26 protein-coding genes and 4 pseudogenes are annotated in these 25,025 nt (G+C 42.2%); 4 read left to right on the plus strand and 26 right to left on the minus strand.

Annotated features, from left to right (window positions below):
- Position 1: 1 nt before the first annotated feature.
- From DWW70_RS13915 to DWW70_RS13960, 8 genes are all read right to left on the minus strand, one after another.
- The gene (locus DWW70_RS13915) at positions 2-1,231 is read right to left on the minus strand and encodes a hypothetical protein (RefSeq protein WP_004853606.1); all 1,230 of its coding nucleotides are present in this window, start codon (positions 1,229-1,231) and stop codon (positions 2-4) included.
- A gap of 320 nt (positions 1,232-1,551) precedes the next feature.
- Positions 1,552-3,414, minus strand: coding sequence for a recombinase family protein (locus DWW70_RS13925; protein ID WP_012744311.1), 1,863 nt, complete (start codon positions 3,412-3,414; stop codon positions 1,552-1,554).
- A gap of 85 nt (positions 3,415-3,499) precedes the next feature.
- Positions 3,500-4,669 carry a type IV secretory system conjugative DNA transfer family protein gene (locus tag DWW70_RS13930; protein WP_118650078.1) on the minus strand — a complete coding sequence of 390 codons (1,170 nt, stop codon included), beginning with the start codon at positions 4,667-4,669 and terminating at the stop codon, positions 3,500-3,502.
- Positions 4,670-4,678: 9 nt separating this feature from the next.
- Entirely contained in the window at positions 4,679-5,458 is a 780-nt protein-coding gene (locus tag DWW70_RS13935; RefSeq protein WP_008402188.1) for a hypothetical protein, read from the minus strand.
- 562 nt (positions 5,459-6,020) lie between these two features.
- On the minus strand, positions 6,021-8,513 hold the full coding sequence (locus tag DWW70_RS13945) for an ABC transporter permease (RefSeq protein WP_118650079.1): 2,493 nt from the start codon (positions 8,511-8,513) through the stop codon (positions 6,021-6,023).
- A gap of 14 nt (positions 8,514-8,527) precedes the next feature.
- The gene (locus tag DWW70_RS13950) at positions 8,528-9,193 is read right to left on the minus strand and encodes an ABC transporter ATP-binding protein (protein WP_101872281.1); all 666 of its coding nucleotides are present in this window, start codon (positions 9,191-9,193) and stop codon (positions 8,528-8,530) included.
- 181 nt (positions 9,194-9,374) lie between these two features.
- Positions 9,375-10,406 (minus strand): sensor histidine kinase, encoded by a 1,032-nt coding sequence (locus tag DWW70_RS13955; RefSeq protein WP_118650080.1) that lies wholly within the window; start codon positions 10,404-10,406, stop codon positions 9,375-9,377.
- A complete protein-coding gene (locus tag DWW70_RS13960; RefSeq protein WP_007890426.1) occupies positions 10,403-11,095 on the minus strand; it encodes a response regulator transcription factor in 693 nt (230 codons plus the stop codon). The genes DWW70_RS13955 and DWW70_RS13960 overlap by 4 nt, the downstream gene beginning before the upstream one ends.
- A 228-nt stretch (positions 11,096-11,323) precedes the next feature.
- On the opposite strand from DWW70_RS13960, the gene DWW70_RS13965 reads away from it, so the two are divergent.
- Entirely contained in the window at positions 11,324-11,683 is a 360-nt protein-coding gene (locus DWW70_RS13965; RefSeq protein ID WP_101872283.1) for a helix-turn-helix transcriptional regulator, read from the plus strand.
- 307 nt (positions 11,684-11,990) lie between these two features.
- Here the strand turns inward: DWW70_RS13965 and DWW70_RS15530 are convergent, their stop codons facing one another.
- The 9 genes and pseudogenes from DWW70_RS15530 to DWW70_RS15535 form a co-directional block, all read right to left on the minus strand.
- Positions 11,991-12,353 (minus strand): DUF6017 domain-containing protein, encoded by a 363-nt coding sequence (locus DWW70_RS15530; protein ID WP_243003514.1) that lies wholly within the window; start codon positions 12,351-12,353, stop codon positions 11,991-11,993.
- A gap of 496 nt (positions 12,354-12,849) precedes the next feature.
- Complete coding sequence (locus DWW70_RS15285; protein WP_243017733.1) at positions 12,850-13,107, minus strand: hypothetical protein; 258 nt, start codon at positions 13,105-13,107, stop codon at positions 12,850-12,852.
- A complete protein-coding gene (locus DWW70_RS13975) occupies positions 13,104-14,009 on the minus strand; it encodes a ParB/RepB/Spo0J family partition protein (RefSeq protein WP_118650081.1) in 906 nt (301 codons plus the stop codon). The genes DWW70_RS15285 and DWW70_RS13975 overlap by 4 nt, the downstream gene beginning before the upstream one ends.
- Entirely contained in the window at positions 14,002-14,784 is a 783-nt protein-coding gene (locus DWW70_RS13980; RefSeq protein ID WP_008400179.1) for a ParA family protein, read from the minus strand. The genes DWW70_RS13975 and DWW70_RS13980 overlap by 8 nt, the downstream gene beginning before the upstream one ends.
- Positions 14,785-14,803: 19 nt before the next feature.
- A complete protein-coding gene (locus DWW70_RS13985) occupies positions 14,804-15,049 on the minus strand; it encodes a hypothetical protein (protein WP_118650082.1) in 246 nt (81 codons plus the stop codon).
- Positions 15,050-15,592: 543 nt separating this feature from the next.
- Entirely contained in the window at positions 15,593-15,967 is a 375-nt protein-coding gene (locus DWW70_RS13995) for a desulfoferrodoxin family protein (RefSeq protein ID WP_022216261.1), read from the minus strand.
- A 27-nt stretch (positions 15,968-15,994) separates the two neighbouring features.
- Positions 15,995-16,939, minus strand: coding sequence for an L-lactate dehydrogenase (locus DWW70_RS14000; RefSeq protein WP_021739968.1), 945 nt, complete (start codon positions 16,937-16,939; stop codon positions 15,995-15,997).
- 27 nt (positions 16,940-16,966) lie between these two features.
- Positions 16,967-17,509: a rubrerythrin gene (gene rbr, locus DWW70_RS14005; RefSeq protein WP_044998372.1), complete on the minus strand. Its 543-nt coding sequence runs from the start codon at positions 17,507-17,509 to the stop codon at positions 16,967-16,969.
- Positions 17,510-17,516: 7 nt separating this feature from the next.
- Positions 17,517-17,784, minus strand: a pseudogene (locus DWW70_RS15535) (Fur family transcriptional regulator); the annotation flags it as partial.
- Positions 17,785-17,965: 181 nt separating this feature from the next.
- Here DWW70_RS15535 and DWW70_RS15600 point away from each other — a divergent pair.
- Both DWW70_RS15600 and DWW70_RS14020 read left to right on the plus strand, forming a co-directional pair.
- Positions 17,966-18,106, plus strand: coding sequence for a hypothetical protein (locus DWW70_RS15600; protein ID WP_442872035.1), 141 nt, complete (start codon positions 17,966-17,968; stop codon positions 18,104-18,106).
- A gap of 154 nt (positions 18,107-18,260) precedes the next feature.
- Complete coding sequence (locus DWW70_RS14020; protein ID WP_118650083.1) at positions 18,261-19,046, plus strand: alpha/beta hydrolase; 786 nt, start codon at positions 18,261-18,263, stop codon at positions 19,044-19,046.
- On the opposite strand, the pseudogene DWW70_RS15540 reads toward DWW70_RS14020, so the two are convergent.
- The 4 genes and pseudogenes from DWW70_RS15540 to DWW70_RS14040 all read right to left on the minus strand — a co-directional run.
- A pseudogene (locus DWW70_RS15540) lies at positions 19,013-19,222 on the minus strand (methylated-DNA--[protein]-cysteine S-methyltransferase); the annotation flags it as partial. The gene DWW70_RS14020 and the pseudogene DWW70_RS15540 sit on opposite strands and share 34 nt — an antisense overlap.
- A gap of 22 nt (positions 19,223-19,244) precedes the next feature.
- A complete protein-coding gene (locus DWW70_RS14030) occupies positions 19,245-19,391 on the minus strand; it encodes a hypothetical protein (RefSeq protein WP_238051945.1) in 147 nt (48 codons plus the stop codon).
- A 54-nt stretch (positions 19,392-19,445) separates the two neighbouring features.
- On the minus strand, positions 19,446-19,679 hold the full coding sequence (locus DWW70_RS14035; protein ID WP_147360153.1) for a hypothetical protein: 234 nt from the start codon (positions 19,677-19,679) through the stop codon (positions 19,446-19,448).
- A gap of 383 nt (positions 19,680-20,062) precedes the next feature.
- Complete coding sequence (locus DWW70_RS14040) at positions 20,063-20,587, minus strand: sugar O-acetyltransferase (protein ID WP_118018508.1); 525 nt, start codon at positions 20,585-20,587, stop codon at positions 20,063-20,065.
- A gap of 193 nt (positions 20,588-20,780) precedes the next feature.
- On the opposite strand from DWW70_RS14040, the pseudogene DWW70_RS15605 reads away from it, so the two are divergent.
- Positions 20,781-20,990: pseudogene (locus DWW70_RS15605) on the plus strand (helix-turn-helix transcriptional regulator); the annotation flags it as partial.
- On the opposite strand, the gene DWW70_RS14050 reads toward DWW70_RS15605, so the two are convergent.
- The 5 genes and pseudogenes from DWW70_RS14050 to DWW70_RS14075 all read right to left on the minus strand — a co-directional run bounded on the left by DWW70_RS14050 (position 20,985) and on the right by DWW70_RS14075 (position 24,759).
- Positions 20,985-21,584 carry a YczE/YyaS/YitT family protein gene (locus tag DWW70_RS14050; protein ID WP_118650086.1) on the minus strand — a complete coding sequence of 200 codons (600 nt, stop codon included), beginning with the start codon at positions 21,582-21,584 and terminating at the stop codon, positions 20,985-20,987. The pseudogene DWW70_RS15605 and the gene DWW70_RS14050 overlap by 6 nt on opposite strands.
- A gap of 204 nt (positions 21,585-21,788) precedes the next feature.
- Positions 21,789-22,667, minus strand: coding sequence for a LysR family transcriptional regulator (locus DWW70_RS14055; protein WP_118650087.1), 879 nt, complete (start codon positions 22,665-22,667; stop codon positions 21,789-21,791).
- Positions 22,668-22,815: 148 nt separating this feature from the next.
- Positions 22,816-23,088: pseudogene (locus tag DWW70_RS14065) on the minus strand (LacI family DNA-binding transcriptional regulator); the annotation flags it as partial.
- A 174-nt stretch (positions 23,089-23,262) separates the two neighbouring features.
- Positions 23,263-24,543: a type II toxin-antitoxin system HipA family toxin gene (locus DWW70_RS14070; protein ID WP_118650090.1), complete on the minus strand. Its 1,281-nt coding sequence runs from the start codon at positions 24,541-24,543 to the stop codon at positions 23,263-23,265.
- 3 nt (positions 24,544-24,546) lie between these two features.
- The gene (locus DWW70_RS14075; protein WP_004853489.1) at positions 24,547-24,759 is read right to left on the minus strand and encodes a helix-turn-helix domain-containing protein; all 213 of its coding nucleotides are present in this window, start codon (positions 24,757-24,759) and stop codon (positions 24,547-24,549) included.
- Positions 24,760-25,025 lie beyond the last annotated feature (266 nt).

The following is a 25,025-nucleotide window of genomic DNA, read 5'->3' on the forward strand; positions in this document are numbered from 1 at the left end:
CTTATCCCAATTCCTCTCCCCTTGCTTTTTTGTGTGCTGGTGTTTCTGCCACCTTTGCTCTCTGCTCCTCTACAAGCTTCCTGTTTGCCTCAAGAAGGGCACGGACTGACTTCCTTGCATGTTCCTTTACCTCAGACTTCTTTTGCTCCTTTATGCGTGGATTTTGCAATGTTTCCATTACTTTCCCGGCTACTTTCTGTGCCATGCCCCTGAGCCTGTTTTCCAAATTATCAAGACACCTTCCGACAAAATCCCGCTTGTCCTTTGGTGTCTTTCTCTCATCCGAGGTCAGCCACTTTTTATATCTGCGAAGCTCCTCAATATCTTCCGCCCTGGTCTGCTCTGCCATTGTATCAGATACTGCCTCACACGCTTTTTCATAGGCATCCTCAGCTACCTGTTCCACAAAATTCTCCATATCCAAAACTCTCATGGTAATCTCATCCAGAACTGCCTGCTTCTCTGCAATTCGCTTTTTCTGATTTTCAATTATAAAGTCCTGCTTTTCAAGATAGCCTGCACCACCATAAACCGGCTCACACTCCACCTGCACTCCGTTTCTCTGTGCTATCTCCAAAAACAATTTTCTGCATTCTGCATCAAAGTTCATTTTCCGGTTATTGTATTTCCCTTTCTTTTTTGCTGGGTCAGGCAGTTCAAAGCCAAGCTCTTCCAGTGCCTTATCCTGCTGGGGACATAATTCTCCATATTTGTTTTTTGCGTCAAATACATGCCTCTCATGAATATGCGGGGTTGCCTCATCCAGGTGCAGTGCCCAGTCCAATATATGAATGTGGGAGCCATATCTTTTATTGAACTCGTCAAAGAACTCTGCTGATACCTTAGCTAGCACATCCGGTGTAACCGCATGGTCTATATTGCCAAGCTGTATCACGCTTTCTTCCGGGCAGGTCTTATTGTTTTTCAGTACATCATCAATCGTTCTGTTTCTCTCCGGATGCCTTGCCTGCTCATTCCTCTCATTCTGTGCATCCACAAAATCTGAATAATGCTCATAGTAATAGGCACGCTCAATTTCTGTAAAATTAAACTGCCTCTCTTGGGAACTGCCCGCAAAACTGTAACCCTGATAGCAGTCCCAGTAAACATTCTGCTTTGTTCTTTCCGAATCAATATGTTCACTGTGCTCCACATCAAAATCCCTGTCATTATGCTTTACATCATAGACTCCATGCTTTCCACTTCTGCCATTATGCCTTGAAGCTTTCATTGTCTTTTCTCTCCTCTCCACTGTTTTGTTTTTTTGATGGCGGAGCCGATAAACCCTTGCGTTTGCGGCAAGTAATACCCAGTACTTATTGTCGCTACGACAATAAACTGGGCAGGGCTTCTGCCCTTGACCTGATGAAGGCTCTGCCTCTCAACTCCGACAAAGGTTGCACCTCTGTACTCTGCTCCGAAGGAGTTGAAATCTGTCATCCCACAGGACGGATAACACAGTTCAACTTCTCCGGTTGCCCTGCATTTCCTGCGGAAATTTGAGCATGAAAAAAGCACCCAAGACTTCTCTCAAGTGCTTTCTGCGAAATCCTATTCAGGCATTCCAATCGTCGGTTCCAATGCAAGACTGCCTGCCGTTGCATAGACTCCGTTCTCCCTGTCCTGCCTGCGGATTTCTTCTTTCATTGCCTGCATTTTTGCACGCTTTTCATTTTTTACACGCTCTTCATATTTCCTCTGCCATCCACTTTCTTTTCTTCGTAAATACTGCTGATGTCTCCTGTCCTTGATTCTGTTAATCCGGTCAATCTCAGCCTGCTCTTCAGCAGTAGGTTCTGTCATCATTGCCGGTGGAACATACCGACCAACAAAATTGAAATAGATTTCAATCTCCTGCGTGGTTTGGATGCTCCCCTTTCTGTCTCTTTCATGCACCAGCACCTTATCAACAAATTCATTTACCATTGCCGGTGTCAGTTCCTCGAACTTCTCATATTTATCAATCAGTGCAATAAACTTGCCGGCAGAATTTCTGCTTTTCTCATATTCTGTGAGCTTCGCTTCCAGCTCCTTAATCTCTGCATCCAGCTCCGCTTTTTCCCTGGCATACTGCTTATCAAGAACCTCATATCTGCTGTCCGGTAGTTTGCCGAGAATATTGTCCTCATAAATACGGCAGATTAGCTTCTCCAGCTCCTCACAGCGATTTCCAGCCACTGCGATTCTTGCCCTGACCTTTTTTACCTCTGCATCCTCCTGTGTTGACTGTGCCATTGTTATGGTGTCTATGAACTCGCTCCGGTCATACTTTGCATATTCAAAGATTGCCCTGAGTGTGTCTCCTATCAGTTCCAGCACCACTGACTCGTTAATCCTGTGCTGTGTCTTGCACAATGTTCCGCAAGGTACCTTGGTATAAGCAGAACAGGTATACTGGGCAATCCTCTTTCCATTGCTTGTCCGGTGCACATACATTTTTGCACCACAGTCAGCACAATACATAAGACCGGTAAGAACATGATGCTCTCCCCATCCGTCCGGGTATCTTCTTACATTTTCCCGTAATTTCTGCACTGTATCAAAGGTCTGCTGGTCAATAATCGGCTCCTGCGTATTCTCAAATATTACCCAGTTGTCCTCTGATACATAATGGCTCTTTTTATCCTTAAAATGCTTCTGTGTTTTAAAATTGACCGTGTGACCTAAGTATTCCCTTTTCTTCAATATCCCGACTACTGTAGAAGAACCCCATCCATAAGGGTCTTTCACTTTCTTGTTTCTGTTATTCCCCTGCCCGAAGCGTGCCATATGCACTGCCGGTATTTCCACTTTTTTCTCCTGCAGAAGTTTTGCTATCTGATAAGGACCCAGCCCATCAATAGTCCATTTGAATATCAGCCTCACAATTTCGGCAGCTTCTTCATCCACAATCCAATGGTTTCCGTCATTTTCATCTTTCAGGTATCCGTATGGTGTAACACTTGCCACATGCTTTCCGGATTTTCCCTTGGATTTGAATGTGGATTTTATCTTTTTGCTGATATCCTTGGCATACATTTCATTCATAACATCCCTGAATACAAGGAAATCGTCGTCTCCATTGTAACTGTCATGATTATCGTTAATTGCAATCAGACGAACTCCCTTTTTGCGAAAGAACTCCCGGAGCTGACCTACCACAAGATAATCCCGCCCTAACCGGCTCATATCCTTTAGAATAATGGTTTCCACTTCTCCATCTTCCACAAGCTGTATCATAGCCTTAAAGGATGGTCTGTCAAAGGTTGTGCCGGATATACCATCATCAGTGAAGTGCCTGAACCTGGTCCACCCTTTTTCTCTGCAATAATCTTCCAGCAGCTTCTTTTGATTTGATATACTGTACGACTCCCCAAGGTTCTCATCCTCTCGGCTTAATCGTTCATATAATACAATTATTTTCTCACTACTCATGTTCTGCTCCTTTCCTCTGTATTTGAGCCAAAAGTAATAAGCTCAAAGAGAATCTTTAATCTGTTAAGGTACTAAAAAGTCTCTTTCATCTTATTACACCTGCCGCAAGTTTATATTTATGATACTGTCGTACTGCAAAAGAATCCGGATCAGCTTCTATGCCCTCTTCATCATTACCAAATTCTATGTCTTTGAACATAAGGTCAATGGCATTCTCAAAGTCCTCATCCTCTTCTCTTGTCTCCGACGCATCTATCATGGCTAAAAGTGAGACAAAATTTCTCTCACTCTTCTTACAGGATTTCACAATGTACGCCACATACGCTGTGAACAGTAACCTCTCGGCTTTCACCCAGAAATCTTCTCCGCTCTGTGCGCCCTCCCCCTTTGTATTTGCAATCAGCGTATTCACAAATTTGAGCACATCCTGCTCCGTATGAATATATGCAAATGGGTTATAGTGCATGGACTTTGCGAAATTGATTGTGTTGAATACCTTTATCTTATATGGTGTCCTCTTATAGATCACCTTGCCGGATTTGGTCTTTAAGACCTGTCCGTTCTTGCCGACCTTCGGTACTTTGTTACCCTTGTCGTCAAGCTCCCATGCCCCTCTTGCAAACATGGTACCCACTTCTTCAAGTACAGTTCCCTTGGGATCAGTCACTACATACGAACACTGCATCTGCATAAGTGACGGTTTCACAAATCCTCTTGTTTTTCCTGCTCCGGAACCTCCGACAATCAGGATATTTTTGTTTCTGTCGTACTTTGGGTGTTCCGGTCTCGTCATTCTGAGCCATTCTGTCGCAGTCAGCGGAATGTTGTTCCACTTAACCGGGTCTGTATATGGTTCAAAATCCTTATCCGTCCCCCACTTCGCAGAGCCATATTCCTCTCTCGGACGGAACTGCTTGGCATTCTTCTTTCTGGAGTTCATGAAGAGCTTGAATGCCACACCTGCGCCAATACCACAGATAAGCGGTGTCAGCTTAAACGATGGTGCAAAATAAGGCTTGACCTGGAATATCAGTGAAAATGCTTTAACACACTTATCCAGCATATCGCCGCCATCTACTGATACCACCGCCTGTACATACTTATTTATCACATAAAATATGATTACAAACGGGATTCCATCAATCGCTATCTTATTCGCATTCAGCTTTCCATTCTTGTAATATGGTTTCAGTATTTTCTTGGGTAATGCCTTCAGGTCATCGAGTACGGCACCGCCAATATTCTTCTTTCCCATAAGCACCACCTACAAACTTGTATCCCGGCTCTTTTTCTTCGTTTTTTCACGCTGCCGGTTCTTGTCTTTCTGTTTCTTCTGTGACTGCTCCTTCTTGTCCTTGATTCTCTCCGTAAGCGACTTATCCTTCTTCGGATTATGTTTTCTCGCCGCTTCCTTGATTTCCTCCTTTGCATTTGGTGTGATACTTCCGGATTCCAAAACTTCATTCTTGTGATCCTTGATCTCAAATCTCGTAGAGAATCTTGACAGTGTTTCCACATCATCCATATTTATCTCACCATTATTTACAAAGTCAGCCGACATAACCTCCTTGCCCTTATCATCGTAAAGTACAAGTGTCTTGGTCATTTCCTTCTGCTCCTCAAGTACCTGTTCGGAAGCCATCTTCAGTAATGCTGCCATCTGGTCTATGCTTTTCACTTCACAGAATGCAGTATGCGTGATGGAACCATCTGCCCTCGTTACCTTTTTCATATCCACCGGAATATGACTTTTCTTACAGGCTTTCTCTAAAAGCTCCGCTGTTCTCTCATCATTCACATCAATATGCGTGACATCTTTGCCCTCTCTGTTGAATCCCTTTAATGAGCCATGCGTTTCCTTATAATTCGACATTACCTTATCGACAACCTTGCCGAGCAATGTCTCCTTCTGTTCCTCGCTCATACCCGGATTCTGTTGTTCAGACCGCTTGCACGCATCTGCAATGGCAGTAATCAGATCTACGCTGACAGTCACAATCGCCTTTCCTGTCTGGAACGACTCCTGCGTCAATTCATCGACCATTGTTCTGTCCTCCCGATATTATTTTCTCTATGCTTCCTGTCCTGTGTGGGTGGTCTTACCCACGGAATACCATTTTTGCTATACATCAGGTATCCTCCTTCTTTTTTATTTGAACTTCTGGACAATTTGTCCAAAAGCTGCTTTCTTGTTCTTTGTCCATGAAAGGACAAAAAAGAGCATTCATGCTTTTACACATAAATGCTCTGACGCTGTTTTATTATAAAATTGTCTTGGCTGTTGTTCCCTACAAACTTGAAGTTATCGCTTTACTTTTGTTGTATCTTAGCCAAAATACTTTCTATTACAAGTGTTACTGTTATAAAGGCTCCTACAAGGGTATAGTAGTTTAAGCCATACATCAATGGCAAAAAAGAAATAACTACCGTAATAATGGAAAGGACAAACAATGCTTTGAGAACACCTTTCTTCTTCAATGAAAACAATGAAAGTAAGAAGATGGCAACAGTAAGTGTGGCTGTAATAAGTGGAACAAAATTTGCATACATCACCGGCTACAAACTGTGATAATCAAAAATAAACACATTTTGCTATTTGATTAAACTCACTCTGTCAACCGCAATCGCTCCACAACTGGAAGGTTAACGTCAGTTTTGTAGACCCATATAGGCACAATAAGACAGATTAGCAACACCAGTCCAGACACCAGCACCAGTGGGATAAATGGATAGGAGAAAACAGCATAATAGGCCACTTTACTAAAAATCATATATAGCAAGATGAAGATTGCTGTTCCAATGGTGACTGCAAGGGAAAGGGAAACGCCCCAATAATAGAAACCTTCCATAAATAGCATTCGTTTGATTTGTCGCTTTGTCATTCCAATGCTTTCAAGAACAGCTAATTCATAGCGCCGAGTATTTACATTGACAACCATTGTATTGACAAAGTTCATGACACCAACAAGCAGCAGGATCACGGACAACCCTGTTCCTAAAACCTTTGCTGTAATGAGATATTCCTGCATTTCTTCTCGCCGTTCATATCGGGATATAATATCAATGTTAGCTTGTGATGCGGTGATTTGCTTTAATTCTTGCAGTATACTTTCGTCATGTTGACCATCCGTATCAAAGGCCACGCGGAACACTCTATATTGCGGAAAGAGTTCTTTCAAAGCTGTTTGACTAATATACAAATCAGGAGCCGTCCCTCTCTCATTGCCTCCTCCTGCTCGAAACCCTTCATTCAAATAACCGTTCGCTACAATAAAGGAATGCTGTCCGTTCTGCGTCTGGATTGTTATTTCCTGCCCCGGCTGAATAAGGTCTTCTACTGTTTTGGACAGCAGCACAACCTTTCCTTGTTCAAAGGCAGACGTGTCAATAGGCAAGTTTAAGGTTTTATTGATTTCTTCCAAATATGCACTGTCAATTCCAAAAACCCCGCTAAAAAAGTTTTGCTGATAATTTTCTAATTTTGCCGGATCAGAAAAATCAATGCCGTTTACTCCGTCTAATGACGCAAGAAACTCGTGAAATACAGCATCGTCATATACAACATCTGCTGCTACTTGAGGATAAGGTGCATAGGTCAACCTCAAATTCTCAATGCCGTCAAGCTGACCAATCTCTGAAACCATTTCGCTGGAAATTAAATCTTCTCTTTCGTGGATACTATATGTGAGTGCAAAATCGCTTACTCCCCATTGGCTCACATAATTCTCCGGGCTTAAACCATGTAATAGCCCTGTGACGACAAGGAACAAGGAAAGGCCGAAAAAAAGCGATGCAAAAACAAGGGTTGTACTCTTAGCATTACGAAAGACATTGTTCCATGCCATTCTGGACAACTTCATTTTGCTACAATTTCTGGCGCTGCTCTTTGTGCTGGCTGCTGTATATTGGAGTGCTGCTATTGGTGAAACATTTCCGGCAATTTTGGCGGGCTTCATGCTTGCAATCATAACGGTAATGAACGTAAATATGGCCGCTCCTATAAAAATAAACGGCGAAAAAGATACTTTTGTTCCCACATCAGAATTTGTTGAATACATCATATTCAGGAAGTAAGGAACAATGCCAAAGGAAACAACCGCACCAAGTAACAGACCAATCGGAATACCAATACAAGAGATTCTGATTGCCTGCTTATAGATAATTCTCTTTATCTGCCTTTGGGTCGTTCCAATCGTTTTAAGACGGCCATAGAATTGCACATCTTTTACGACAGAGACATAAAGAATATTATAAATCAGCAGATAGCCGCTAAAGGATATAAAAACTGCTAAAATTATTACAGCTAAAATAATAGTTCCACCATTTGCCTGTTCTAATGGTACAATTTCAAATGTTTGCCCTTCTGTAAAGTCAATCTCACGCCGCAATCTTTCACAGTTTTTGTCAGCATTATCATTGCCTTGAAAACGGATCATTGCCGTAACACTATTATCCAGTGATACATTTAAGCTATCCTTAAAAGCGGATGAAACATAAACATAACCACGATTATTTGTGCGCATTGGAATGTAGTCCGTATAGTAGCCCGACAGCAAAAAGGTGTCTGAGACATAATTATAGCTATCGCCAATTTGGTACGACAACACAATCTCCATCCCTATTTGCGGATCAGAAATGCCCATCTGTTCAAGCACCCATGTAGGTAGCATAATTTCGTTTTTACTTGATGGGTAATTTCCTACAACACTTGATATAGTAGGCAGACGGTGGGTTCCCCACTCGGTATCATCTATCCAAACTATACCTAATCTCGCATTATGCAGTTGCTCTGTATCAACACTGCCTAAACGCTGCTGTATACCTACGTCAAGGACAAGGTTTGATTTTGAAATTTCAACCAACTGATTTTCTGTTACATTTGTGATTCCGACATCAGCGGTAGTTCCCATTAACCGAATTTGTTGCATTTGGTAGGTTTCAAAGTAACTAAAACCAATACTGAATGTCGCAGTTATCATAAATGCAGTTAGCACAAGAGCAATGATTGCAAATAAATTACGCTGCCGTTCACGATGCAAACTGCGCTTTGCCAGCTTCTTTTCAATGTCACTGGTATCATTTTCAAAAGGCCATGTCATAGCTTGCCACCTCCTTATTCCACAATCCTGCCATCCTCAATGCGGACAATCCGATCTGCAAGGCGGGCTATGTCGTCATTGTGGGTAATCATTACAACGGTTTGCCGGAACTCCGCGCTGGTGCGCTTGATAAGTCCCAGCACCTCGGCGCTGGTCTTGCTGTCAAGGTTACCGGTTGGCTCATCGGCCAGCACAATAGCCGGTTTGGTAATCAGAGCGCGGGCAATCGCCACACGCTGCTGCTGTCCGCCGGATAGATTGTTCGGCATATTTTTCAGTTTATCTTCCAGCCCCAGTAGGTGAACAATTTCGTCCAAAAACTTCTGATCCACCGTGTCCCCGTCCAACTCCACCGGCAGGACAATGTTCTCATACACATTCAGGATGGGAACAAGGTTATAGTTCTGGAAGATAAAGCCGATGTTGCGGCGGCGAAAGATGGTAAGCTGCTCGTCGTTCTTCTTTGCCAGTTCTTCGCCTCGGACAATCACGGTTCCGCTGGTGGGAGTGTCCAACCCGCCCATCATGTGAAGCAGGGTGGACTTGCCGCTACCAGAGGTTCCCACAACAGCCACAAACTCGCCGTCCTCCACGGAGAAATTTACGCCGTCAAGGGCGCGGGTAATGTTCGGTTCTGTACCGTAATACTTTTTCAGGTCAATCGTCTGTAAAACGCTCATATTCAAAACTCCTTTCAAGGCTTCCTACCTGTTGATAAGTGTATTGTAAAACCCAAATGTCCGCGAAATGTTACAGCGGCTAAAAAACTCATTGAAAATTGAGGTGAAATGTTACAACGCTCGGACATTTCATTTTATCTCTGCACTTCGGGCCAACTTGACCCGAAGCAGAAAGTTTCTCTCAACGCAAGGGAAGCATAATGGAAAATTCCGAACCCTTGCCCGGCTCCGAAACCACTTTGATATAGCCGCCCTGCCGTGTTACGATCTCGCGGGCCAGATACAGGCCAATGCCCACGCCCTGCTGTTCGTGTACTTCTTCCTCACGATAGAAGCGCTGGAAGATAGCGGCCTGATTGCTTTCGGAAATGCCCTTGCCAGTGTCGGTCACTTTGATTTCCACATACATTTCCCACAGCACCACAGACACAGCGATTTTCCCGCTTGCCGGGGTGTACTTCACCGCATTGTCCAGCAGGTTAAAGAGGGCTTCCGATGTCCACTTGCTGTCATGGGAAACGGTCAAATCCTCCGGGCAGTCCACGGACACGGCGATTTCCTTTTTCTCCGCTGCATACACGATCCCACTCATGGCCTGTGCCACGGTATCAAAGAGGCGGCCCGGTTTCTTGTCCAACTGGATCACGCCTGTTTCCAGACGGGAGGTTTTCACAAGGGCCTGAAAGAGAAAGTCCAGCTTATCCGTCTGGCTGCGGATTCCCCGGATAAAGTCGGTGCGCTCTGCCTCGGCCATAGGCTTTTCCAGCAGGGTGTCCGTCGCCATTTTCAGATTGCTTACCGGCGTTTTCACCTGATGGGAAATATCCGATACAAGGGTCTGTAACTCCTGCCGTTCCTCGTCCACCCGGCGACGGTTCTCCTGCATGATCTGGTAAAGCCTTGCCAGCCGGTGTCCGATTCTGGCAAGCTGGGTTTCGCTGTCCTCTGGCCGCTGGGGCGCTTCATTTCCGGCAATCATGTGGTCTAAGGTCTGGCACAGGTCAGCGGTAAACTGTGATAACCGTTTTCCAAACGCCTGCGTCAGTACAAAAATCCCTACAAGGGCGCACAACAGCAGCGCCCCGCCCGTCAGCAGCACCGCCGTCTGTTTTGTCACAAGAAAAAGGGCTATGGTGATCCCGGACATGGAGAGGGCAAACCCTAGTGCCACCCGGCCAAACAGCCGCTTTACCGAGAGGTTTTGAAACTTCATTTTGCCTCGCCTCCCGTCCATTGATAGCCCATGCCGTAAACGGTCTTGATGTAGGGCGCGCCGCCGTCGGATTCAATCTTGCTGCGAATCCGGCTGATAGAAGTTGTCAGGGTGTGTTCGTCTACAAACCTTTCGTCTATATCCCACAGCTTTTCCAAAAGCTGCCCACGGGTCAGCACTTGCCGGGGATTTTTACGGAACAGGTTCAGCATTTTGTACTCCATCGGGGATAGGGTCAGGGGCTTGCCGTTTAAGGAAGCCGTCTGCTCCGAGAAGTCCAGAAACAGCCGCCCATCGTCGTAAATGTCCTTGGCCGGTTTGTGGTGTTCCAGCATGGCGAACATGGCTTTGATTTTTCGCTGCAAGGCCCCGATCACAAAGGGCTTTGTGATGTAGTCCACCGCGCCCACCTCATAGCCCCGTATCTGGTCGCTCTCCTGATCGTTGGCGGTCAGGAAAATCACGATGGTATCCGGGTGCTGGGGCTTTATCAGCTTGCACAGTTCAAAACCGTTCCCGTCCGGCAGGTTGATGTCCAGCAGCACTAAATTAAATTCCCGCTGGCGGATGGCTTCGGCTGCGGTTCTGGCATTTAGGGCAGAAGTCACGCCGTAGCCGTCTGCGGTCAGGTTATAGGCCAACATCTTATTCAAAAAACTGTCGTCCTCGACAATTAAAATCTGCTTCATATCCTCACTTCCTTTGCTTTTTGCAGATAGTATAACAGGCAAATGTCCGTGAAATGTTACAGCGGACGAATTTTTGAAAAAATTATTTCTTCATAAATTATATAGCCTGTTGGCTTTTACATAAAGATTTTACAAGTGAATAGTGAAATGAAATACTACCTTACATAAAGTTTCATTACATTCTCATAATCCAACCCGAAATGTACAATGATATAGGGTGATATGAGAATGAACCAAGATGAAAGAAGGTTTGACTTTCACGGCCTCGGGGCAGCTCTCAAAAGAGCCAGAGAAGAAAAGGGCTGGACACAAGCCTACGTTGCAGAATTAGTAGACCGTGACTCCCGTACCATTATGAATATTGAGAACAAAGGTCATTATCCCAGCTTCGACCTTTTTGTTAAACTCATTACGATGTTTGACGTTTCAGTTGACCAGTTTATTCATGCGGACGGAGGGGCAAGGTCAAGTTCTTGCAGAAAGCACATTGATGTGCTCCTAAATTCTATGAATGAAAAAGAGCTTGTTGTAATAGAAGCCACAGCCGAGGGCATTAAGAAAGCCAGAGAAACGGAGGTTCCAGAATAAGGGTCTCTGTTTTTTTGCGCCATTTTAGGGGCTGTCGCTAAGTGGCAAGCAATAACAAACCCAATCATATTGTTTCTCCTTACAAACCGCATTAAAACCATAATGAGACACATTCTTGTATTTCCCAAAATCGAGATTTACTAATCCTACAAATTTCGATTTGTAAAACTGTTGCATTGATTATATCAAAGAATCATGCTTGCAGCAATCTCCTTAAAACGAGAGGCAGGTGTGCCCTCCTGCCCCTCAAAAGGAAGGGAAGGTGAAAAATATATAGCCAACTGCTGTTTCCAGCAGCTATGAATCGTTACTTACCATAGAAGTCATGGTTTACTTCTGCTTTATAGTAATTACTACATGTTACAGGAGCATTATACAGTGTCGTGAGCATATAGCTTCGTATGTTGCGTACCTTTGTAGTATTGTTGCGAAGGCATTCCAGCACATACTCCATCGTATGAAAATCTATCTTCTCCAATCTGCTCCGAACAACATCATATGGGAAATCATATTTATTGATACGGATTACTGGCTGTTTAACCGCTATGGTCTCAACCATCAGCTCCACCAATTCGTTTATGTCCATCTTCTCTGTAGGATGGCACTGAAGCAATACGTCATAATCAATATTGTCTTTGATAAATGAGCGCACTTCATCCATCCTATCCATCGTATCAGTTTTCACGCCTGTGCCTGATGGAATGATAGGATAGGTAATCTCCTCCGTATTCTCTGTAGTATTCTCTGTATTTGTCTTACAAAACTTTGTATGAGGTGGTACATCGTTTTGTGGGAGGGTGTTACAAAATTTTGCAGGAGGGTCATACGAAGTTTTGTAGGGGGTGGTACAAAATTTTGTAGGAGGGTCATACAAAGTTTTGTATGAGGAGGTACAAAATTTTGTAACAGGCTTATTTGCTTGGTTTTCAGCCTGTTTTTGTATTTCTTCCCCTGTGTTTTCTACATCTTCGTCATCTCCTGGTATGTCCAGATATGTACATGTGTAAAGTCTATCAACGCATAGATCAATATACATGACATTATTTAAGACCATTCCGCTATTTGTTTCTATGTTACGGAATTCACGACGGATCACACCGATTTCCTCTAGTCTGTCAAACGCTGCCTTCACACTTCTCCGTGATTCTCCAAACTGCTCGGCAAAATCATTGTAGGTTTTCTGTAGCAAATCCTCTCGAAACTTTTTTTCTGTAACCAATTGTCATGCCGCTATGCTCGTCCCGTACTTCCACGGGACGATACCAGTACACGATTTCCGACAACACACAGATAGCGAGAAGATATGGCTTGCCATTTTCACGCAAAATTGTTTTATACCAATTTACCGGTGTAACATTGCCACTAATGTTCATATCTGCCAGCGCATCCACCGACGCATTACCGGTATTTACGATGTTTGTCATGCCTTCTCACCTCTTTTCTTCCATTCATCCAAAAGGCTTATTATAACCTCTGTAATCTTCTCTTCTGTGTATTCATCATCAAAGTAGTCATCCAGTCTGTCTGCCTTGAATGTTACTTTTCTCGGCTTCGCTGACACCTGTTCCGGAAGCATGATGTTCCTCACTTCTTCCTGTGTAAGCATATTTTCCCGGCAGAATGCCTTTAGTCTTGCTGACTGTTCTATATTGGGGAATACATTCCTGTCGAGTATTATATCGAGTACCCACTGTTGCTGTTCCTCATTCAGATACGAAAGATCCACTCCTTGAATAAAGCCAATCTTTTTCCGATCAACAAAGTCAAGCAGTTCATCAGAGAGCTTTGCAAGTCTGATATATCGCTGAATCTTCTTTGCGTTCTCGCCGGTTTCCTCACTCATGATATCAAGGCTACTACCCTTATCTCCCTTAATTCCCTGATGTTTCATGGCATAGTAACGCATACTATACGCCCTTGCCTTTTCGCTTGGAAAGATATCTTCTCTCTGAATGTTACTGTCCACCATGACAATGGTAGCTTCATCATCATTCAGATTGCGAATGAACATCGGCATGGTATCAAGACCGGCAAGTTCACAGGCAGCCTTTCTTGTGTGTCCGGCAATGATTTCATAACCGCCCTGTGGTCGCATTCTCGCAATTCCCGGGACAAGCACGCCATACTGTCTGACACTCTCTACCATTTCTTCAAGCTTATCTTCATGAATCTGAAACGGATGATTTCTGAATGTATGCAAACTGGCTAAAGGTATCTCACGAATCTCACCACCATTTGCATTTGCCTGTTCCAGATTTTCGTTTGTACCAAACAGATCGTCAAATGATTTCATCTTTATCTTGGAAGCACTATTGGATTTATTCATCTGCAAGCACCTCCTTTGCGAGCTTCTTATACGCCGCCGCAACTTTTCCTCTTGGGTCATGCTTGAATATACTCACACCCTCTGCGGAAGTCTCTGCCGCTCTCACAGAATGTGGGATAACCGCACCAAACACACGGACATTTTTGCCATAGATTTCTTCCACCATGGACTTGATTTCCTTTGCGTAATTGGTACGTCCAACCATCTTTGTGAAAACGATTCCCTCTATCCCAAGATTCGGATTCAGATATTTCTTTGTCCTGCCAAGGGTAGTGATAAGCTGCTGCAGCCCCTTTACGGAAAGGTACGCTGCTTCTATCGGTATGATGACTGAATCAGCCGCAGTCAGGGCATTCATTGTCACCATGCCAAGGCTGGAATTGCAGTCAATCAGGATATAGTCATACAAGTTTCTCACACTTGTTATGTACTCTTTCAATATGTACTCTCTCCGCATGGTATTCACCAAGGTAACTTCAAGTCCGGAAAGTTCGATATTGCATGGAAGAAAAGATACTCCCTCCTCATGTACAATAACCCCTTCCCGCTTTCCATAATCTTCATCATTGATCACTTTACCCATGATCGTCGAGAGAGTAACATCAAGCTCATCAGGCTCTGCCACGCCAAGGCTTGATGAAAGGGATCCCTGACTATCCGCATCTATAAGTAGTACCTTCTTGCCTTCTCTTACCAAACCTATACCTAAGTTTACTGTTGTCGTAGTCTTTGCTACTCCACCTTTTTGATTCACGATTGCTATTACTTTACACATACCGTTGTACCTCCATTTCCTATCGAATCACCATGCCACTTCCTACATAGCGACATTTTTCTTCTACCTGCATAACGTTACTTGGTTTCTTACCAGAATCCTTTTTCTTTCTTGATACTTCTGCATACACACGTTTATATTTATCTGTTCCAACATTATCGAAAAAAGTCGAAACATTATTCACTTCAAATCGTTTATCTCTCTGAAGTAAACGTACAAACCAACGTATGTCATTTTTTGTCCCTTGAAGCCTTATCTTTAACATATTGACACCTCCTTGAATAGAAAAATAAAAGGCAGGGATATTCAATATTTTGTAATTAAATATCCCTGCCAAATTGGCTATTTTATTCACTTTTATTCATCAAAGAATATTGTATCCCTCGTGTCGACTCTATAGCCGACAACGACATGAATTCTGTCCACTATCTGCTTTTTATGCCTTTTCACATCGGTTCTGCCGAAATTGAAAAAGCTGCAAAAGTGCGTAAATTCAAGGATTTTCACGAATCTGTACGACGTAGCCCTATTATAGTCTCCACAAGAGTTGTCTCAAGGAACACATCACCAACCACAAGCTTGCCATACTCTGTCACATCCTTGAATGCAACAGGCACAACATTCGGCTAACCATCTGAGCATGTGGCAAGATCCCACATTTCATTTTTTAATAATTTTATCACTGATTCTGTAAGCATAAGCACATCTCCTTTGTTTTTGATGCACCCATGATATTATATCTGCTCCCATCTGGTAAGATATCAGCAAATTTATGAGTTACTAATAAATTTGATAGCTTACTGATATTTTAGCATTTCCATAATCCATGCAGGTTACAATATGCATATACTTCTTCTACCTGTTCACCATCGCAAAGGCAAAAATCTGCTACCGGCTCCTGCCCTGGATTTAACTGTTTTCTGTATATTCCCTGGTTTGTATTTAATGTAATCCACTCAATGAAATGCTCTTCAAGCATTGGATGTTTTGTCTCTCCGACCACGACATGAACATGACTGCCTTCTATAGTATATACAGGTACATGCTTCTCGACAGCAGCATCTGTCACTCCGGCTTTTAATTCCTGCATAGGTTCTCCGCAACAAATTACAGGTACACCCTTATCCTTTACCTTTTCAACAATGTTTCCACAATGCTTACATATATAATACTTTACTTCCATGCCTTTTTCTCCTTCCATGTGTAAAATTTATAATTCAATTGTCTCCATAATCTTTTTCAATGAATCTGCAGATTCCTTAAGCTTTAACGCTTCCTCGCCACTTAAATTAATAGGTATATCAGACTCAATACCATCTGCACCTACAATAGCTGGCATACTTAACGATACGCCGTCAATATCATATACTCCATGAATCATGTGTGATACAGGAAGTATTGATTTTTCATCTCTCATAATCACTTCGCAGATTCTTTTTACAGACATTGCAATTCCATAATATGTAGCGTGCTTTTTGTTTATAATCTCATAAGCACTGTTCTTGACTGCTGTAGCTATTTCTGCCGTGTTTTCCTTGTGCTTGTAATGTCCACGCATTTCACACATTTCACTTAATGGAACACCAGATACATTGGCTGATGACCATGCTACAACTTCGCTGTCTCCATGCTCACCTACTATAAATGCATGAACACTCCTGCTGTCCACAGATAAATGCTCACCAAGCTTATATCTTAATCTGGCACTATCTAACACAGTACCCGATCCAATAACCCTGTTTTCTGGAAGTCCTGATAACTTTATGGCTACCTGAGTCAGGATATCTACCGGATTCGCAACTACAAGCATGATACCTGCAAAATTTCTCTTTGCTATTTCAGGAATGATTGACTTAAATATTGCTACATTTTTATTTACGAGATCAAGCCTTGTCTCTCCCGGTTTCTGTCCCGCTCCGGCAGATATGACAACAATTGCAGCATCAGCCACATCATCATAATCTCCGGCATATATTTTCATCGGACTCGCAAATGGAATACCATGACTGATATCCATCGCTTCTCCTTCTGCCTTGTTCTTATCTGCATCGATAAGGACAATCTCTGTAAACAAGCCACTCTGCATTAAAGCAAAGACTGACGCAGAACCGACAAAACCACAGCCTATCATTACTGCTTTTTTTGAATTAATCACTTGCTTTTTCGTAATAATCTCATCTCCTTAATAATTCTCTTCATGTACTTCAAAATAGCTCTGTGGATGATTACATACCGGACATACCTCAGGAGCCTTTGTTCCTACCACGATATGTCCGCAGTTACGGCATTCCCATACCTTAACTTCACTCTTTTCAAATACCTGTGCAGTTTCAATATTCTTAAGAAGTGCACGATATCTCTCCTCATGATGCTTCTCAATTTCTCCTACTGCTCTGAATTTTGCTGCAAGCTCAGGGAAACCTTCTTCTTCGGCTGTTTTCGCAAAGCCTTCATACATATCTGTCCACTCATAATTCTCGCCTTCTGCAGCTGCCGCCAGATTTTTCTTTGTATCACCAATTCCTGCTAATTCCTTGAACCACATCTTTGCATGTTCTTTCTCATTATCTGCGGTCTTTAAAAATAATGCAGACATCTGCTCATAGCCTTCCTTTTTCGCTACAGAAGCAAAATAGGTATACTTATTTCTCGCCTGAGACTCTCCTGCAAATGCCTCCTGTAAATTCTTCTCTGTCTGTGTTCCTGCATATTTGTTTACTGCCATCTCTTTTACCTCCGTTTTCTTTACTATTTTTCTCCCTGCATTTCGGGCAAATTCCTTTAAATGAAATATCATAATCCAAAAATTCAATTCCATGAATGTTACGAATTTTTTCCAGCAAATTCGGTAATTTCATCCATATCCGCATCAAAAATCTCACTGCACTTTACACACCTGACATGGTAGTGATTTCTCAATGTGAAATCAAACCGGTTCGGTCCATCGGGAACTTCAACCTTTCTTGATGCACCTTCCTCTACCAATATATCAAGATTTTTTTGAATGGCATTTTTCCTGCTTGTCGCCGCTCATTATTGGGATTAGTTCTCAATAAAGATTATATTCTGTTTTTATTTTATTGTCAAGAAAATAGTAATAATTCTCATTCTCTGACTTTCCTCTTTGCATTTTCTTAATCTCAGAGAAGGGTATGATGAAAAAGAATTGAAAGATGCAATCATGGATAATTCCAAAAAAATTCTTCTTGAATTAAATCGTGAATTTGCTTTTGTCAGCAAAGAATACCTTTTTTTGTCGGAGGTACTAAAAAATTTATTGATATGCTGTTCTACAATATATCAAAACACCGTTATGTTTTAATTGAAGTCAAGACAAGGGCATTGATTCCGGAGATATGGGACAATTAGGAACTTACATTGACAGTCGCTTTCGCCAGTGCTAGTATCTGTATTAGTTAGGTATGTCTAACGTGTTTGACTTTAGCACATTAACAAACAATTGGGAGAATATTTTTATGAAAATTTACGAATTCGGGGATAAAAATAAACCGAGCATCATGCTCTTTCCTGGCACCTGCTGCTATTGGAAAACCAACTTTGGACACGTTCTTGATGGGCTTCAGGAGCACTTTCATACTCTGGTTGTCAGCTACAGTGGATTTGACGATACGGAGAATTCTACATTTATTTCAGAGCTTGACGAAGTTCTGAAGGTTGAGAACTACATCAAAGATAAACTTGACGGAAAGCTGTTTGCAGCATACGGCTGTTCCCTCGGAGGTTCATTTGTCTCTCTCCTGATCGGGCGTCAGAATATACATATAGATCATGGGATCATTGGTTCCAGCGACATGAATCAGGCGCCAAAGTGGCTGGCAAAGCTTGAGACAGCCATCATGATGCCTATGTTCTATCCTTTTATCACCGGCAAGGAAAGCGGTATTCTGAAAAAAGTATTTGAGAAGAAAATGAACGAAGGAAATGACAGTTCTGAATATATGAAGAAATTCATGGAGATCATGGGCAAAGGAAGTGGAATAGACTTTTCATTCATATCCAAGGAGTCCATGAAGAATCAGTTCTGCACCGACCTGTACACAAGCGTTGGAGAACACATAAACGTACCCGGAACGACTATCCACGTATTCTACGCCAAGAAAATGGGTGAGAAATATCTTGAGCGTTACAGGAAGTGTTTCGCCGATCCGGATATCTGTGAATTTGATCTGCAGCACGAAGAACTGCTGCTTGACGCCGACCGCTGGGTTCATGAGGTCTGCAGGGTGTGCGGCATAAACTGATCTGCTCCTTTCTTAGGTCTGAATAAATCTTTCATATCTGTTTTCTCTATCTCCAGCAGCTTGATCTTCTTGTCTATTCCACCTGCATAACCGGTCAAACTTCCATTTGTACCGACTACTCTGTGACACGGGATGACGATTGATATTGGATTGTGACCAACAGCACCGCCAACCGCCTAAGCAGACTTTTAAAACAGCTCACCCCTCTTGAAGCATTTTTCTCAAATCGCCAAATGTCTCGGATGCAGGGGCAACCCTGACATTTCTCACATCATCTTCTGCCTCAGCCAGAATTTCTAGCAGTTCTATACGAACATTCATGTTTTTATACTCTTCATATGACATAACCACATCATCTCCTCTGACACAACCTCAAATCAATATTAATCTGAGTCTCTCCTACTTCTTAACAACCAAATGCACGACCCCTGCAAATGAAAGTACAATGATCACCACATATACGATCAGTGTAATCAAGTGTCCATTCTGCCAGTTGTCCACCGCAAGCAGAGTCCATAGTGCGCCCTGAACCAACTGCGTTGCAATCTGTATCTTCTTATTACCCTTATTCTTACAGCTTATTATAAGTAATATTATGTAAACAACAAGACCTATACTCATTAAAATGCTCATCACAAATATAACCACCTTTCGTCTGTATACTCATCTAGTTAGTTTTTCCTAACCAACTTCATTTTAGCACTAATTATTTTAAATTCAATCAGACAAATTCATAAGTTATATTAAGTATGATGAACAGCACAAATTTAAGAGGATGGTGTATTGCCTCAGTAATACTCCCACCCTCTAGTGACTGATTTTTCTGTTGTCCGAACAACGAGACCGACCCTTACGTTCGGCATTGGAGCAAAGTTTTTCGCTGCCTGCCAGCGTCCTGTATCTTTCGCAACAGGATAGGTCACAAGTAATGTAACCTCGGATTGAATCGTGTCAGCCCACGTTGTTCTCATTATGCACTGACACCCAGCGAAATTCAATGAACCTGTGGTGTAACATTACCAGCCCAGCTTCTGGCAGATCTCAGCCCAGGCTTCATCGTCTATCTCCTCATCGCGGAAAAGTCTTCTCTTGTCATCCTCTGTGATCATGCGAAGCACCTTACATGGATTTCCCGCTGCAACTGCCCAATCAGGGATATCCTTTGTAACAACACTGCCCGCATCGATTATAACGTTACTTCCAATATGCACGCTAGGGCAGATCACAGTGTTGCCGCCTATCCACACGTTGTCCCCAAAGGTCACTTCCTTGCCATACTCCCACATAGCACTGCGCACATCAGGATATATCGGATGACCTGCTGTGTATATCGCTACATTTGGCGCCATGAAACAATTGTCACCTATGGTCACCTTTGCAACGTCAAGGATCGTACAGTTGTAATTTGCAAAGAAGTTCTTGCCCACTTCTATATGTGAACCGTAATCGCAGTAAAATGGTGGGTTGACACAAGCTCCATCAGACTTGCCAAACAGCTCCTTTACGACCTCTGATATGCCATCGAAATCCGAACGATCCATGAAGTTCAGCTTCTGCAATTTCCAGCCTACATAAGGATGGAACAGCTATCCCTCTATCCCGACTACAGGGATGTCAGCCACAGGCATGACGATATTGAGTTTATTATAATGATGGATGGGCAGATGACATATGATATAAATGGATAGAGCATGACATGCAGACCGGGGAAGCTACTGCAAAACAAAATGCACATCTCTTTTCCAGAGATACCTGTCGGTATCACCCATGCAATACCTGAACAACTATCGCCTTGAAAAAGGATATGCTATGCTTAGAAACTCTTCTATGTCCGTGACCGATGTGACATACGCCTGTGGATTTTCCGGTACGAGCTATTTCTGTGAGTTGTTTCACAGGCACTATGGGATTACGCCGAATAAATATAGGAAAGAGAATTTATAGTTTTATGATTCTCTTTGCTCTCCCAACAGTAAACTGAATTATCGGCCCCGATATAATCACAGTAACAACCGTACACACACCAAACTTTCCCCCAAGGATCACACCTATCACAACCATGGCAGCATCAAGTATCATTCTGACTTTCTTCACCTGCCAGTGATTCTTCTCTGCAAGCGCAAATGTCACGGCCTCATATGAACCACGCCCAAGGTCTGCTGCCGCATACAGTCCTGTTCCCACCGCAAACAGCACAATTCCGACGAGCATGATCAACATATTGAGCCACATGTATTTGCTGTAGACATGCATTTGCGCAAACAGATCAACACACAAGCTGTAAACGATCTGGTAAAGTATCGTTCCTATATGTATCTGCGATCTGTCATATATGAGCACAAAAAGTATCATTATCACCGCCACGATGAACGATGCTGCTCCGATACTCACATGAAACGTACCGGATATTCCCTGCCATAATACCGCAAGCGTTGCACCGCCAAATCCGGCATACAATGCCAGGGTTATACCATATGCGGCAATGACTGAACCAATTATTATAACAGTTATCTTCTTTATCCACTCTCTTTTACTCATACAACCTCCTGTTGCCAAATAAAAAGACTATAGATAAAACTGTTATGTTCAGAAACAGCAAAATCTATAGTCTTCTTACGTGCCGAGACAAGCTCTTTTTAATTGTTGCTATACTATATCATTTATAACTTTTTGTCAATAACTGGTATTTCATCCCCTACCACCTGGATACAAATTCAAGAGTCTTGTCAATTAAATTCTCTCCTATGCCTGAAAAGCATTTATTTCTTCTATCATCTTACTGACCGCCAGGGAATATGGAATGTTTCGTCTCCAGGCAATCACAGTACTTGTCGTAATTTCAGGAAAAATTTTTCGTTGTACAAGAATGTCATCTCTCCAATACTTTGCAGCACCTTCGATTGATATCGGATACCCCAATCCATTTGCTGCCATGACTCCGGCATTTGTTCCAAGATTACTCGTAAAAGCAATCTGCAGTTTCGAAAAGTCTTTTCCAAACCAATTGGCGAGTTCACTTTGAACATTTCCTCTTTCGGGCAGGATCAATGGTTTTCCTATGAGATCTTCCTTTTTTATAAACTCTTTTTGGGCCAGCGGATCATCTGGCCGCATTCCAACACACCAGTGATCACAATCCGTAATCCGGATATAATCCAAACCTTCGGTGTCCACTGGCTCCAAGAACAATGCAATGTCTACAAGCCCTTTGCTCATCATCTCATACACTGCATCTGCTGTTGCAGTATGCAATGCAATCTGAACCAGCGGATATTCTTCTTTGTACGTTTTACATATCTTCGCCAATGTCTCCATTGCCGCAAATTCACCGCATCCAATGGTTATAGTGCCCTCTACTACCGTTTCTTTCCCTTTAAGTTCCTCTAGTGTTATTTCCTCAAGATTAAGAATCTCCAGGGCTCGCCTTTTTAATAGAATTCCCTCATCAGTGAGTGAACTTCTCTTCCCCCTACGGATAAATAATGTTACTCCAAGCTCCTCTTCAAATGCCGCCATTTGTCTTGAAAGCGTTGGCTGGGTAATATGCAATCGTTCTGCTGCTTTTGTAAAGCTCTGTTCTTTTGCTACTGTCAGAAAATAGCGTAATAGTCTTAATTCCATATCTTTAAAGTCCTAGTATTTCCTTGTTTTTTTCAAACCTTTTAATCAGTTCTTTTCCCATTACTATAATTTCATTTCGCCAGGGATGACTGAAGATTCCACAATTCATTGAAATATCTTCCATTGGCGAGAATTATAATCCATTCGCCAGTGATGCCATCACGAATCCATCTTCTAAAACCCTCCCTTCATACTTCACATGGTCATTCACCACCACTCCAATGATTTTTGAGTTGTTTCTCGCAAGCAGAATGCCTGCCATATTCGGGATATATCCTGTCCTTTCAAGCTCCTGCTGAACACGTTTTACTGTTTCATCTGAAATCTTTTCTGTATTTCCATGAATCACTTTTGAGACAGTTGCGGTACTAAGTCCTAGTGCATCTGCGACATCCACAATCCTAACCCTGTTATGTATCATATCCATACCCTCTTTACCTGAATTTGTAATTACATGGTACAATCAAAATCTGATTTTTACAAAGGTTAAACGCATAACCCATAACAAAATCCTTATTATGTTTTTGTCGTATTTTACTAAAACGTTCTGTCCCTTCTTGCATAGTCCAAGCATTAGTCATTGATCTTGTATTTCTTATGAAATAAACTCTCTCCTCTTGTCCCTAATTCTCTCATAAATATCAATCGCCTTGTTAAATCCCTTGCCCAGTAATTCATCACATGCTTTATTCAGCGCATCCGGAAAAGCATTTGCCAAATAATCAAACCGCTTCATAGCCATTTGCTCTCCTAGTCCAATGTTAGCCGCTTCTCTTCTAAATGAATCTCTGGTGATCTTTTTAATATCATACTCATTCCCAATACTAAATGCCATATCTCTGGTACTGCTTGTATATATTACCGTACTCAATATGTCATATGCCGGTGCCAAGCGTACTGTTTTCAACTCTTCATCATAAAGCAATGAAACATTTTTGATATGATTATCTGTATTGCCTATTAGGTAATTGAATATACATATATCCCACATTTTCAATTGATCTGCTATTGGGTTGAACGATTTCTGTCTTATGATCTCAAACATCATTTTTAAATATCCGGCATTATCACTCTCATATTTGTTATGCGCCGAAATTCCCATCGCTTGAGAGAAATCTTCCTGATGTAACCTGTACGGAACACTTAACCCATTGATTTTTTTTAATCCGTCCTTTATTGCACGATCATATCTTTTAGTTGCTAGCAAAACTTCCTCATCTCTGCCATCCCCGACATTGACTATAAAACTTTCAGGAATCTCTATTCCCATATTTCCTGCCGTCATCATACACAACTGCTCATTTGTAACTATTCCGTCAAGCCTTACATGACTCTGCTTTACTATATGTGTACTTGGCGCTGCCCCTTTTGGTAAATACCAATCTTTATTATTTTCATCATAATATAACCCAACCTTTCCAGATGCTCCTGTAAGTGACAAATGTGACTTTGTGACTAACTCCGCAGTCTCCATTGCTCCTTCTCTTGCCAACTGACTAACCTCATCAATTGTCAATTTCTGATAATCTGCATTTACTACTTCGTTATTCTCATCTGTAATTTTTATTGCTCCCAGACACTCATTACCTAACCCGGCTAATAATGACAAATAATTATTTGCGTCTGTATGCAATAACCCAGCCACACATCTTCTGGTAAATCCTTCAGGTAACAAACCTTCAAAAAAATTCCTTGTATCATCAACGGAAAATGCATTTTCAGATAATGGCAAATGAATTGATATCGGTCTGGCTATGTTACCAGATAAATACTCTTCTGCATATGAGAATCTAGCATCTTCTTCTTTTTCTCCAATTATACGACCTACATATGTCTGCAAGCCACCAATCTCTATCCAAACCCCCAAATTTCTCATATTCTAACCTCTCTTTTCTACGAGAATATCCATTCCCAGTAAATTGATAATTGTAATTGCCTTTCCAATTTCTGCTGTAGCCTTACCTCTTTCCAAATCAGAAATAAAACTTACACTAAATCCTGTAAATTCTGCTATATAAGCCTGAGTATATTTCAGTTCTTTTCTTCTTATTCTGATTGCCTCACCCAAAGATTTTGAATCTATTATTTTCATACATATTCCTCGTCTTTCTATATCAAATTATCAACACATAACTTCATACGCATCATATGGTCGTACGGCTAAATTATATATATATACGCTTTGCAAATAAGCCGAACGGCTAATTTTGTATAGTTCTGATTATACAATAAGCCGTACGGCTAAGTCAACTTTTCATATATAAACAAAAAACGCCAGAAGCCTTGTAAAATCAAGGTTTCTGACGCCTAACAAACAGGGGATGAGAGAATCGAACTCCCACCAAAAGTTTTGGAGAC

Origin of the sequence: Coprococcus sp. AF16-5 (assembly GCF_003479365.1) — a bacterium.
GTDB classification, from domain to species: Bacteria; Bacillota; Clostridia; order Lachnospirales; family Lachnospiraceae; genus Coprococcus; species Coprococcus aceti.